This is a genomic window from Roseivirga pacifica, assembly GCF_900111145.1.
GTDB lineage: Bacteria > Bacteroidota > Bacteroidia > Cytophagales > Cyclobacteriaceae > Roseivirga > Roseivirga pacifica.
This window is the reverse complement of the sequence record NZ_FOIR01000001.1, coordinates 949985-963284: the sequence shown is the minus strand read 5'-3', so window position 1 is coordinate 963284 and position 13300 is coordinate 949985. Positions and strand designations below refer to the sequence as shown.

General features: G+C 41.8%; 13 protein-coding genes. 3 read left to right on the top strand and 10 right to left on the bottom strand.

Features of this window, described 5'->3' with window-relative positions; genetic code table 11:
• Window positions 1-138: 138 nt before the first annotated feature.
• On the top strand, window positions 139-1245 hold the full coding sequence (locus tag BMW98_RS04305) for a BF3164 family lipoprotein (RefSeq protein ID WP_090257207.1): 1107 nt from the start codon (window positions 139-141) through the stop codon (window positions 1243-1245).
• Window positions 1246-1310: 65 nt separating this feature from the next.
• On the opposite strand, the gene atpG is transcribed toward BMW98_RS04305, so the two are convergent.
• From atpG to BMW98_RS04255, 10 genes are all read right to left on the bottom strand, one after another.
• Window positions 1311-2189 carry an ATP synthase F1 subunit gamma gene (atpG, locus tag BMW98_RS04300; RefSeq protein WP_090257205.1) on the bottom strand — a complete coding sequence of 293 codons (879 nt, stop codon included), beginning with the start codon at window positions 2187-2189 and terminating at the stop codon, window positions 1311-1313.
• Between the two features lie 26 nt (window positions 2190-2215).
• The gene (gene atpA, locus BMW98_RS04295; protein WP_090257204.1) at window positions 2216-3790 is read right to left on the bottom strand and encodes a F0F1 ATP synthase subunit alpha; all 1575 of its coding nucleotides are present in this window, start codon (window positions 3788-3790) and stop codon (window positions 2216-2218) included.
• A 19-nt stretch (window positions 3791-3809) separates the two neighbouring features.
• Entirely contained in the window at window positions 3810-4367 is a 558-nt protein-coding gene (gene atpH / locus BMW98_RS04290; protein WP_090257203.1) for an ATP synthase F1 subunit delta, read from the bottom strand.
• 9 nt (window positions 4368-4376) lie between these two features.
• Window positions 4377-4880: a F0F1 ATP synthase subunit B gene (gene atpF, locus BMW98_RS04285; RefSeq protein WP_090257201.1), complete on the bottom strand. Its 504-nt coding sequence runs from the start codon at window positions 4878-4880 to the stop codon at window positions 4377-4379.
• Between the two features lie 71 nt (window positions 4881-4951).
• A complete protein-coding gene (gene atpE / locus BMW98_RS04280; protein WP_090257199.1) occupies window positions 4952-5215 on the bottom strand; it encodes an ATP synthase F0 subunit C in 264 nt (87 codons plus the stop codon).
• A gap of 35 nt (window positions 5216-5250) precedes the next feature.
• Window positions 5251-6285, bottom strand: a complete 1035-nt coding sequence (atpB, locus tag BMW98_RS04275) for a F0F1 ATP synthase subunit A (protein ID WP_090257197.1) — start codon at window positions 6283-6285, stop codon at window positions 5251-5253.
• A 3-nt stretch (window positions 6286-6288) separates the two neighbouring features.
• A complete protein-coding gene (locus BMW98_RS04270) occupies window positions 6289-6690 on the bottom strand; it encodes a hypothetical protein (RefSeq protein ID WP_090257195.1) in 402 nt (133 codons plus the stop codon).
• Between the two features lie 100 nt (window positions 6691-6790).
• A complete protein-coding gene (locus BMW98_RS04265) occupies window positions 6791-7021 on the bottom strand; it encodes an AtpZ/AtpI family protein (protein ID WP_162844674.1) in 231 nt (76 codons plus the stop codon).
• On the bottom strand, window positions 6990-7412 hold the full coding sequence (locus BMW98_RS04260; protein WP_090257191.1) for a bactofilin family protein: 423 nt from the start codon (window positions 7410-7412) through the stop codon (window positions 6990-6992). Before BMW98_RS04260 ends, BMW98_RS04265 begins: the two co-directional genes overlap by 32 nt.
• 27 nt (window positions 7413-7439) lie before the next feature.
• Window positions 7440-8294: a M23 family metallopeptidase gene (locus tag BMW98_RS04255; protein ID WP_245733478.1), complete on the bottom strand. Its 855-nt coding sequence runs from the start codon at window positions 8292-8294 to the stop codon at window positions 7440-7442.
• Between the two features lie 105 nt (window positions 8295-8399).
• Here BMW98_RS04255 and porW point away from each other — a divergent pair, with 105 nt between their 5' ends.
• Both porW and BMW98_RS04245 read left to right on the top strand, forming a co-directional pair.
• Window positions 8400-10967, top strand: coding sequence for a type IX secretion system periplasmic lipoprotein PorW/SprE (gene porW, locus BMW98_RS04250; RefSeq protein WP_147407714.1), 2568 nt, complete (start codon window positions 8400-8402; stop codon window positions 10965-10967).
• Window positions 10968-10969: 2 nt separating this feature from the next.
• Complete coding sequence (locus BMW98_RS04245) at window positions 10970-13294, top strand: penicillin-binding protein 1A (protein WP_090257188.1); 2325 nt, start codon at window positions 10970-10972, stop codon at window positions 13292-13294.
• Window positions 13295-13300: the final 6 nt, after the last annotated feature.

Here is a 13300-nt window from a genome sequence, read left to right as displayed (position 1 = left end):
TGTACAGATTTACTAGGCAACTATCACCCCGAAGATGAAAAGAAATTTGCTGAGACATGCTATTAGTTTGTTTAGCATTGACTTTTAGTAATGTCAGGTTAACAACCTGACGTTTTTACTTTGAATAAACAAAACCACATGCAAAAGAAAAGCCTTTATCAATCACTCCTGATCCTTATACTCATCGCATATTCCTGTTCAAAGAAACCTGTTTCTGACTTTAATATCTCAGAGCAAAGTACATTTGCTCTCACAGGTAACAAAGTCTATTTACCAAAATTAATAATGCCCTATAAAATAGAGCGAAAAGATAGCTTCTTGATTGTTATTGAGTCATCAAGACTTCCTGAAAACAAACCCCTTATTCACATTATCAATAAAAAAGACTTAAGCTATCATTCAGGGAAAGGTGTAATGGGTATTGGTCCAAATGAAATTACAGATGCCCACTTATTCGACCCCGGGTTCTCAGATTCTACTTTTTGGGTTAACAGTACAATTAGCAAGAGGATGGCCGAATTCTCTCTTTATGACTCATCAAAGCTATCAATATCTGAGTTTAAACAGCCTCAAAACATGTACTCAGCCATCAATATGCAATTGATAACAGACTCTAGCTATTTATGTGTGATGGCTGCGGATCCTAATAAATTGGTTGCATTTAATAGGAACGGAGAAAGGCTCGGAGGTTATGGAAAATGGGAAACTCTAGAAAGTAGGAGCATTGAAAGTGACGGTAGCCAAATCAATAATTACATTATTTCCGAGGTGAACTCTGGCTGGTTTAAGAGATCATCCTTTGGCAATTTATATGTTAAAGCAGGCATACACCGAGACAGGTTAGAAATCTTTGACTTTGAAACAAAAAGGTTTATCACTCTGGATGGGCCTAGAATGCAACTGCCAGACTTTGACATTGTTGGCTCAGGAGTAAATACAGCAGTAATAATTGCTGATAACCATGCATATGGACATAGGGATATTGCCTTTAGCGAAGACTTCATCTATGATTTATATGGTGGCTATTCCGAACAAGACTATTTATCTGAAGGAATCTTAGCCAAAACAATCTATGTCATAGAAAAACGTGGTTCCGTAAGATACAAACTAGATTTAGATATCTCGATACGTTGCTTAACAGTCGATCAAGCCCTCGGCAAAATCTATGGCATTACAACCGATGAGGATCCAGGCATAGCAGTATTCGATATGCCGCAAGAACTGCTGGACCTATTAGCGGAGTAAAACAAAAAACCCTGATTCCGAAGTATCGAAATCAGGGTTTAAATATAATGGTTTTTAAGAACGGCTTAGCTAGATGCTAGGGCTTCTGCACCACCAACAATCTCTAGGATCTCTTTGGTAATGGCCGCCTGACGCGTTCTGTTATATGTCAACTTAAGTTCTTTCAGCAATTCGCCAGCGTTGTCAGTTGCTTTGCCCATGGCTGTCATTCTAGCGCCATGTTCCGAAGCATTTGACTCCAACACTGCTTTGTAGAACTGAATCTTTAAAGACTTAGGAATAAGCTCTTCAATAATAAATGTTTTTGAAGGCTCATAAATATAGTCTGTATTGGTAGTTGCTTCGCCAGCCTCAGGTGCAATTTCCTGAATTGGCAAGAACTGCTCAGTTCTTACAATTTGCGTAGCTACGTTTTTGAATTCGTTGTAAACCAACACTACTCTATCGTAGTTCTCATTCACAAAACCCTCCATTGCAAACTCTGCCGCCTCGCGCACATTGTCGAATGTTAAGTCTCCGAAAACCTCATAGTAATTGTCTATTACTGTGAAGCCTTTCTTACGGAAGAAGTCATAAGACTTTCTACCGATAGGAAGAATCTCAACATCTCTATCGCTAAGATTGTTCGTTTGCATCATAGCACGAACTGCCTTGAAAATATTGGTATTGAAAGCACCACAAAGTCCTCTGTCTGATGTTACAGGAACGATCAACACTTTCTTTACTTCTCTTTCTACAGCGTACGTATCGAAACCAGCATCACTGTTGCCAGAAGAAACATTGGCTAGCAAAGCACTCAGTTTTTCTGAGTACGGACGTAGCTGTACTGTTCTATCTTGGGCTCTCCTCAACTTAGCAGCCGCAACCATTTTCATGGCCTTGGTAATCTGCTGAGTAGATGATACCGACTTAATACGTTCTTTTACTTCTTTTAAGCTTGCCATAAGCTATTAGTGGCCACTGGCCAAGATTAATATTTAGAAGAAACCTCTTTTGCTACCTTTACTAATGCATCGATAGCTGCATCGTCAAGCTTACCAGCCTTCAACAAGTTCAAGGCATCTGCATGACTATTTCTCAAAACAGTTAAAAACTCTGTTTCGAATTCTCTTGCTTTATCTACAGGCACGCTGTCCATCAAACCTTTAGTAGAAGCGTAGATAATAGCTACTTGCTCTTCTACAGGTACTGGAGCAAACTGTCCTTGCTTCAAAATCTCCTGGTTTCTTCTACCACGATCGATCGTCAATTTAGTAGCAGCATCAAGGTCAGAACCGAACTTAGCAAATGCTTCTAGCTCGCGGAACTGCGCTTGGTCTAGCTTCAATGTACCAGCTACCTTTTTCATTGACTTGATCTGAGCCGAACCACCTACACGAGATACAGAAATACCTACGTTAATGGCTGGTCTTACACCAGAGTTGAAAAGGTTAGTTTCCAAGAAGATCTGACCATCGGTAATTGAAATTACGTTAGTCGGGATATACGCAGAAACGTCACCAGCTTGCGTTTCGATAATCGGAAGGGCCGTTAATGAACCACCACCTTTTACTTTTCCTTGCAATGAAGGAGGAAGGTCGTTCATAGCTGCTGCGATTTCATCGTTATCGTTCAGCTTGGCAGCTCTTTCCAAAAGTCTTGAGTGAAGGTAGAATACATCACCTGGGTAAGCTTCACGTCCCGGAGGTCTTCTAAGTAGAAGAGAAACCTCACGGTAAGCAACAGCTTGTTTAGAAAGGTCATCGTAAATCACAAGTGCCGGACGACCAGTATCTCTGAAGTACTCACCAATAGCAGCACCAGTAAATGGCGCAAAGAACTGCATTGGAGCAGGGTCAGCAGCAGAAGCTGAAACTACTACAGTGTAGTCCATAGCACCACCTTTTTCAAGGGCTGCAACCACACCAGCAACAGTAGAAGCCTTTTGACCTACAGCAACGTAGATACAGAATACAGGCTCACCAGCTTCGTAAAATTCTCTTTGGTTAATGATTGTATCAATAACAACGGCAGTCTTACCAGTCTGACGGTCACCAATTACCAACTCACGCTGACCACGACCGATCGGAATCATTGAGTCAATCGCTTTGATACCCGTTTGAAGAGGCTCGTTTACCGGCTGACGGTAGATTACACCTGGCGCTTTACGCTCCAATGGCATCTCGAAAGTTTCGCCTTGGATAGGGCCTTTTCCGTCAATTGGGTTACCTAGTGTATCAACAACACGACCAACCATGCCTTCTCCTACATTAATAGAAGCAATTCGGCCGGTTCTTTTTACCGTGTCACCTTCTTTAATTTCTGCTGAGTCACCCAACAATACCGCACCCACATTGTCTTCTTCAAGGTTCAATACCAATGCGTTCAATCCGTTGTCGAATTCCAAAAGCTCACCAGATTGAGCCTTAGAAAGTCCGTAGATTCTGGCTACACCATCACCTACTTGCAACACGGTACCTACTTCTTCAAGCTCAGCTTCTGATTTAAAGTTCGAGAGTTGTTCTCTCAAAATTGCTGATACTTCATCAGGTCTTACATCTGCCATTTTATGATACAGTTAATTTTTAATATGCTTTTTGATAATGGTTTTTCAAGAAATCTACCTTTAGGGCACGTAATCTTGAGCTTACAGAGTCGTCTATCTGGCGGTCGCCAATTTTTAATACAAAACCACCGATCAACGATTCGTCAACCACTTCTGTTAATTCTACTTCTTTCTTAGTAATACTCTTTACCACTTTTTCGAATTCAGCCTTGGTTTTAGCATCCAAAGCAAATGTAGTGGTAACTGTAGCTTCCTCTATGCCCTTGTGCACATTGTACAAGTGATGAAACTCTTTGGCAATTAGAGGTAAATAACCTTCTCTGTGCTTCTTTGTAAGAATACTGAAAATAGAAAGGCTCAACTCATTCACCTTACCTTTGAACACATCGTTCAAAATGGCCAATTTTTTACCATGAGTAACAATTGGGCTTTTCAGCATCAACACAAAGTCTCTGTTCTCGCTGGCAAGATCAGAAAGCAATTTCATGTCGGTATGTACTTCTTCCAACTTGCCTTGCTCTACTGATAGCTCGAGTAGAGATTTAGCGTAACGGGAAGCGATTCTATATTCAGACATGCGTCAGAATTAGTTTAGGTTCAATTCTTTGATATACTCATCTACAAGAGACTCTTGCGCTTTCTTGTCGGCAAGTTCTTTACGTAGAATTTTTTCGGTGATTTGGAGAGACAATTCAGCCACTGTAGTTTTCACTTCAGCCAAAGCAGCTTTCTTCTCATTCTCAATGGCAAGTCTAGCATCTTCCATCATCTTAGCGGTGATTTTGCTAGTCTCTTCTTTTGCTTCTTCCTTAATAGAATTAGCGGTAGCAACAGCTTCTTTCAGTAGGCTATCTCTTTCAGCACGTGCGTCTTTCAACAACTGCTCGTTTGCCTGCTGTAGCTTGGTCATGTCTTTTTTGGCTTGCTCGGCAGCTAATAGTGCTCCCTCAATGCTTTGCTCTCTTTCTTTCAAAGAAGCAAGAATTGGTTTCCAAGCGAACTTGCCTAATAAAAACAACAAGATTAGAAAGCCTATCGCCTGATAAACAATTAAACCTGTTCCTGGTGATAATAAATCAGCAGCAATCATAATATATCTCTCTTTAGTAACTTATTTCAACTAAAAAAAGGAGAGACCTAACGCCCCTCCTTTAGTACTTTTTATAGCGCCTCTGCAATAGTTGGGTTAGTAGCGATCAAAAGACATACTACAACACCGAACAGAGATACTACCTCGATCAAAGCAGCGATGATCAACATAGCTGTTTGAATTTTACCTGCAGCTTCTGGCTGACGAGCAATACCTTCCATTGCTTGTCCACCAATTCTACCAATACCAAGGCCCGCGCCTATCGCAACGATACCAGCACCGATACCAGCTCCAACTAGAGCATAACCTGCAGTAAGTAAGATTGTAAGTAACATAATCTGTAGTTATATAAATTAAACAAATAAGTTTCTTAGTGATGATCGTGATCTGCAACAGCAGCACCAATGTACATGGCTGAGAACAGCGTAAATACATAAGCCTGAATAGTTGCTACAAGTATCTCGATCAGATTAATAAAAGTAACCATAATGGTACTTGCCACACCCGCTGCGTGAGATTGGAAGATAAATACCAAACCAATCAAACTTAAGATCACAATGTGACCTGCAGTAATTGCCACAAACAAACGTACCATTAGAGAGAAAGGCTTGGTAAACAAACCAACAAACTCTACCGGTACCATAATAAGTAAAAGTGGCTTTGGCACGCCCGGAGTAGCGAACACGTGCTTCCAGTAATCTTTGTTACCATTTACATTGGTAACTATAAATGTAAACACAGCCAAAGTGAACGTAACCGCAATGTTTCCTGTTAGGTTGGCAGCTCCTGGCAAAAGACCAAGGATGTTACCAATCCAGATAAAGAAGAAAAGGGTTAACAAATACGGCATAAAACGCTCGTACTTTTTGCCAATGTTTGGCTTAGCAATTTCGTCTCTTACATAAAGAATAATTGGCTCTAAGAACGATGCAACACCTTTTGGAGCAGTGTTAGGGTTCTTTTTGTAGTGCCTAGCAGCACTTAAAACCAAAAGAAGAACAACAGCCATGGTAACAAATAACATAGCAGTGTTTTTAGTGATAGAAAGATCAGTAATACTTCTGTCATGATCTACAGCAGCAATATGACCATCGTGAATTTCGTAACCGTTGTAAGCTACAAGCTCATGGTGCTCGCCATAAAAATGGTGCGATGAGAATACTTCTAAACCACGATCTTGTGAGTAAAGTATAACTGGTAGATAAATTGTACCGTAATGACCATCAAAGAAATGCCACACATAATCATCAACAACGTGATGCAAAATGAAGTCCGTAGCACCTTCTTCCTTATCGCCACCGCCCGATGGAGCAGCCTGCGAAACTACGGGTAAGAACAATAAAAAGAACGCTAAAATATTGATCGATAGCGTTTTACTGTAAGATTTTGATGGTTTTCCAAACATTGCTTATCCAGCCTCCTGTGAAATCGCGCGCAAGTTAGCTATTAACCCTACGATTTCAAACATCATATATAATAAATAGATGATAAAAACATTTATCACCCATTGGAGCCGACCTTCAACTCCTAAATAAAGTACAATTCCTATATAGCCTGCGGTAAACAACAAACGTGCTACCATTACCCCCATAAACAGGCCTGTCCATGAATCCTGGGCACTATTTTGCATAATGAAAAAAGTACCCACACTCAAAATGAAACTAACAACTGTTAGGTAAGTATAAATTTCATAAACTCGCTGGTGTACCGCGCCTTGTGTAAAAGGCAGGTTGTCTAAAATGATAATGAGTACCAAAATGGCTACTGCAAAGCCTAACAGCTTGATCAATTGCGACTTTAGTGAGTTCATCGCGCAAAGGTAGATAAATAACTTTTAGCAGCGCACAATTTTGTAAGTAAGATTAAAAAGGATGGGCTTGACAGTGAGGAGCCAATGCCTTGTAGCAGACTTAGTCTTTAGGTAAACTTCTGAAAAGCTGGTAAAAACCACCAAAGGCGCCCAGAAACATCATGATAATTAAGAAAAGCGGCTTGCCGTTGTTCCACCACTCATCCATTTTGTAACCCAGCCAAGTAAACAGCCCTATTACGGCAAACAACTGAAAGCCCAGTTGAGAGTATTTAAAAACGTTGTTTGGTTTTTTTGGCTTATGCTCTTTTAAAGGTTTGTTCTGTGGCACGGCTTTCAGGTTGCTCTATTTCAATGTCTTTGGCCAAGTGCCCCATTTTGCAGCCGCCATTAAATGTTGCCCCTGGGTCTACTACTAATTTATTGGTAAGTATATCGCCATGAATTACGGCTGTAGGTTTTAGTATCAGCAGCTCGGCTACTTCAATATTACCAATTATTTTACCCGCCACTTCGGCTGTTCGGGCAAGCACATTGCCTTCTACAACAGCGTCAACACCCAAAGCAAACTTGGCTTTAGCCTTTACACTTCCGAGCACTTTTCCTTCTATTCTCACATTACCGGCAGAGGCCAAGTCGCCATCTAGGGTAGTTTCTTTGCCAAGTATGTTGCTGATAGTTGAAAGGTCTTCTGTTGGTTTCTTTTCTTCCTTAGAAAACATAGGGTAAATATATGTAATAATTCACGACTAAAACGAAATGAATTCTTCTGGATTAACTGCCGCACCATTGTACCATAATTCAAAGTGCAAATGTGGCCCCGATGTCAGTTCTCCTGTATTACCAATTATTGCAACTATCTCACCGGCAGATACAAAGTCGCCAACCGCCTTGGTTAAACTAGAGTTGTGTTTATATATAGATACTAAGTTCTGCTGATGCTGAATGGCTATAACATTGCCTTCGTTTTGGGTCCAGCTGGCAAAAACCACCGTACCATCCGCAATACACTTTACGGGTTCATCTTTTTTGGCCACAATATCAATTCCAAAGTGGTCGTCTATAGGGTTGAAAGGCTCTGATATATAACCTGCCAAAGGGGCAAAAAAGTATATCTGTCTTAGTTCTACGTTTTCTTCCAAAGCACCAAGCAAAAAGTCTCCTCCCCTTTCAAATTCCGACTTAAAGGCCGAATCGACCAAGGCAAGGTTTTCATCATTTTGCGGTTGTGGCGTATTAGCAGCAGGCTCTTGTTGCACTTGCTCTTCTTCCTCTTCGCCAGAAAGTATACGCTTAATGTTCAGTATATATTGATCTCTATGCTGCAACTCTAGCCCCAGTGAATCTACAGATTGTTGCATTTCCACCAACTCTAAACGGGTTTGTTGCTCGTCAAAACGTGGATCGAACCATTGTCTCAAAATGGTACTACCTAGGTAGAAGGTTATGGCAAAAATCACCGTGAGCAAAAGAAAGCTAAAGAAAACAACTTTGGCGTAGGTGAACTTATAGGTAGCTTTTTCCGAGAAATTCTCTTCATTCTGAATGATGAGAATATGCCGGGCATTAAGCCAATTCGAAAGGGTCTTTTTAACTCTGGCCACAATTAAGCTTCAAAGAGAGTAAAAATTTCATTGAAAAAACAACGCTCTCCGATTAAATGTATTATTTGCACATTAATTTCGTTCAGGAAGAAGGCAAACCAAACTTTGAAATTCCATTCTTCACATATCGTAAAAATCGGGCTGCTTTTGCCGGTTTTTGTTCTTATGGCTTGCAACTCCAAAGGCTATCAAAACCTGAATGCAAGGTACAATGGTTACTTCTATGCCAACCAATATGTTAACGAGGTTTACCAAGCCATAGAAGACCAATACGAGTATAATTTCAACGATGTTTTAAAAGTTTTTCCCGAGATAGACTCTAGCACTATTCAAGCCAATGAAGAAAAGCTTGACGATGCATTTAAAAAGAGTTCGCAGGTAATAGAATGGTACAGCGGCAGCGACTGGGTAGACGACAACTATATTGTAATAGGTAAAATACGTTACCTAAGAGCGCAGTTTCAATTTGCCAGAGAAACATTCCAATACGTTTATCAAAACTCGCAAGACGATAACGCCAAGCAGCAAGCCCTAATATTACTAATGCGCACCTATATGGATAATGGCGATTTTGACCGAGCCGTAGAGGTAACCGACTATATTAAGCGCGAAGAGCTAACAGCCGAAAACGAAATAGCCTATAAACTACAGTTGGCCTATTTGCACCAAGTGCAGAGCGATAATGAGGCCTTGCGCGATGCATTGGACGATGTACACCTTGACATTAAAGACCGAGACCTAAAAGCACGGGTTAACTTTATTCTCGGTCAACTGGCCGAGAAATCTGGCGATATCAATTTGGCCATGGCCTATTATGATGAAGCCATTAAGGGCACACCTCCCTACGAACTACTTTTCCATACACAGATTAAGAAGCTAGGCGTACAAGACATTCGAACGGATGCCCAAGCCGAAAAGGCATACAAAACCTTTGACAAACTGCTGAAAGACGGAAAGAACTTTGAGTACCAAGACAAGATTTACTACGCCATGGGCCAAATGGAACAAAAACGTGGTAGATACAAGGAGGCCATAGCACATTACAAAACGGGCACTCAGGTAGAACAACCCAACCAACGCACCCAGGGCTTATCGTACCTGCGCATTGCCGAAATATATTATAGCTATTATGAGCAATACCAAAATGCCAGTATATACTACGATAGCACTGTAATGAAACTTCCGAAAGATGAAGAAAACTACGAGGCAATTGCCAAAAGGCAAGAAGTGCTAAAAGACTTAGTGGTTCAGCTGAATGTAATTGACGAAAAAGACAGCCTACTTTCTCTAGCCGAAATGAACCCTGTATCCTTAGACGCTTATCTCGATAAATATCTGGACGAAAAAGAAGCGGCTGAAAAAGCAGCAGAAGCTAAGGAACGCGCCAAGAATAAAAGTTCTTTTGCCGGAGCAAACATTGCCCAAAGCGGAGACGCACTCAATGCAAGCGCTGATGGATCTTGGTATTTTTACAACGATGCGGCCATAAGTCAGGGGCAGCAAGAATTTCAACGGGCATGGGGCAATAGGCCGTTAGAAGACAATTGGCGCAGGTCGCAAAAGGCAGTAATAGGCATAGCCAGTGCCCAACCTGACGAAAGCCCAGATGATGAAGCGGTAGAAGCAGCCATTACCGATGAACCTGCCGCACCAGACCGAGCAGATGAGAAAGCCAAACTACTCGCTACTATACCACAAACAGAAGCCGCCAAAACCGAGGCACGCCAGGCAGTAGCAACTGCCTATTTTGAACTTGGAAGGATTTATCGATTTGGGTTGGAAAGACTCGATTTGTCCGAAGAAAGCTATAAAACCTTGCTCAGTAAATTCCCTGAAACAGAACATAGGTTAGATGCCCTTTACGCGCTGTATACACTCAACGAAACATCGGACGTTACAACTGCCAACAATTACAAAAACACCATCATTGCCGACTATCCCGATAGCCTCATTGCCAAGTTGCTCATTAACCCTAATTACCTGCTTGAAAAAGAGCAACGCAACATGGAACTGCAGCGGGTATATGCGGAAGCTTACGATGCCTACGAGGCTGGCAACTATATAGTGGCCGATCAAAAAATTCGTTCGGCACTCAACGATTTTGAAGATGTGGACTTTCTACCTACAGTAGAGTTGCTTGCGGCTATGCTAAAAAGCCACACCGAAAACATGTTTGCTTACGAAAAGGCACTAAATGACTACACCGAAAAATATCCGGAAGGCCAGTTACACGATTACGCCAAAACACTACTTGCAGCGATTAACCCAGCTAAAGAAGACATCGTGCGTTCTCCCGACTTTGAGTTTAGCGAAGATTTTAGGCAACAACACTTGGTTGCCATTACCTTCGAGACTGCCAACAACAAACAAGCGGATATAAAAGCCGTGATTAACGCATTCAACCAAGAGAATTTTGCCGGTGAACGATTGAACATTGGCTACCTAGAATTTAATAAAGAAGCCGACACTGGCATACTCTTTATAAGCCCGTTTAAAACAAAACCGGCTGCACAAACATACAATTTGTTGTTGGAGAAAGCGTTAGTTGACCAAAAGCCCCAAACCGACACTATTTTTCATAATTTTGCTATTTCACAAGATAATTTCTCCATGCTCTTCCAGAGTAAGGCATTAGAGAAGTATCTTCAATTCAATAAGAGATTTTATCAGTAACTATGGCTGACCAAGGCGCATTAAAGGCAAACAGAAAATGGTTAAAAATAGCTACCCGAGTAGTTTGGGTTGGCTTTGTGTTGGGAATTGTAGGCTTTCCACTTTACATATGGTCTGTTAGTGTAAATCTAAACAATTGGTTTGGAGAGTTACCGAGCTATTCGCAGCTTGAAAACCCAGAGCAAAACCTTACCTCAATGCTCTACACTGCCGATGGTGTTCCGTTGGGTTCTGGATATTTTCGAGACAACCGTAACCCTGTTACTTATGACGAACTGGGTCCTAATTTGGTAAATGCCCTTTTGGCTGCCGAAGACATCCGTTTTCAGTCTCATTCCGGTATCGATTTAGAGAGTATGTTCCGTGTGGCTTTTGGCGTACTCACATTTAGCCCACGTGGCGGTGGTAGTACTATTAGCCAGCAGTTGGCCAAAAACCTTTTTAGAACACGTGTGATCAACGATGATGAAAAAGGTAAACTGGAAGGCAAAATTGGAGTGCTCGATCAGCTCATCTACAAAACCAAAGAATGGATTCTTTCTGTAAGGCTAGAGCGCTCTTACACTAAAGAAGAGATCATGGCCATGTACTACAACACGGTAGAATTTGGCAATAATGCATTCGGTATTAAATCAGCTGCTAAAACCTATTTTGGCAAGTTACCAAGTGAACTTAGCGTGCCCGAAGCGGCAGTTTTAGCAGGTATGCAAAAGGGGGTGACCACCTTCCGTCCCGACATTAACCCTGAAAGTTCTAAATGGCGAAGAAATGTGGTAATGAGCCAAATGGTGAAATACGACTTTTTAGCGCAAGATGCTTTCGATACCTTGAGGGTACAGGACATAGACCTTTCTGAGTTTAAACAGCAAGACCACAATCAGGGGTTGGCGCAGTACTTTAGAGAAGAAGCTAGAAAAGAATTACGCGTACTCGCCTCTAACTTGGGCTACGACCTTTATGGTGATGGTTTGAAAATTTACACCACCATAGACAGCCGCATGCAAGGCTATGCCGAAGAAGCAGTGGATAGTGCAATGACCCGCGTACAACATCTGTTCGATTCATTACTGCTGAAAGAAGGGCGCGACCTTTGGATAGATAGCAAAGGCCGTGAGCTCGATGATTTCTTTGATGATTTTGTAGTACCGCGTAGCACCGCCTATCGGAACTTAGTGAACAAGTATGGAGAGGATTCGGACTCGGTTAATTACTACCTGAACAAAAAGAAAAAGCTAACGGTATTCTCTTGGCAAGGCGAAATTGATACGCTAATGAGCTCATTAGATTCTATGCGTTATTATAAGCAGTTTCTGCAAACCGGTTTTATGGCTACAAACCCGCAAACCGGAGCCATTAAAGCTTGGGTAGGTGGTATCAACTTTAAACATTTTAAGTTCGACCATGTGCAGCACGGTAAACGTCAACCGGGCTCTTTGTTTAAGCCATTTGTATATGCCACTGCGGTTGAACAGGGTTATTCGCCTTGCTACACTTTTAAAGATGAGGCGGTAACCATTAACGTACCCGGACAAGACGAACCATGGAGCCCACAAAACGCAGAAAGCCGATTTAGCGGAGAAGAAATGACCATGAAGTTGGCCATGGCCCGATCTGTAAACTCAATTACGGCTCGTGTAATGGACATTGTTAAACCTGAGAAGGTTTCGAGCATGGCGAAGCGTGTCGGTATAAAAAGTACAATTCCTCCTTATTACTCCATTGCCTTGGGTACGGAAGATGTTTCGCTACACGAAGTTATTGGTGCTTATGGCACGTTCGCCAACAAGGGCACCCATATTGAGCCGTATTATATTGATAGAATTGAGGATAAGTTTGGGAATGAAATCTACAGACATGTACCAAGAAAAAGCCGTGCTATCAGTGAAGATGTAGCCTATATAATGCTCAATATGTTACAAGAAACTGCCAAGTCTGGTTCAGGACGAGGCCTAGCCTGGACCTACGGATTGGTAGACCTTGCCCAAAAGCAGAACGAGATTGGTGCCAAAACAGGCACCACGCAAAATGCCTCTGATGGTTGGTTTGTAGCTGTTACCAAAGACTTGGTAGCCGGAGCTTGGGTTGGTGGTGACGACAGGGCTATTCACTTTACACGTTGGCCTGACGGACAAGGAGCCAGAACTGCCATGCCAATTGTGGGCATCTTTATGCAAAAAGTATATGCAGACGAATCTTTAGGAATTGAGAAGAGCTTCTTCGATAGACCGGCACAACTGAACATGGAAATTGACTGTGCAAGGTTTGAACAAGTATTAGCGCCTAAAGACACTACCGACAACATCATTTTTGAAGACGATATTTACTAATTTCGG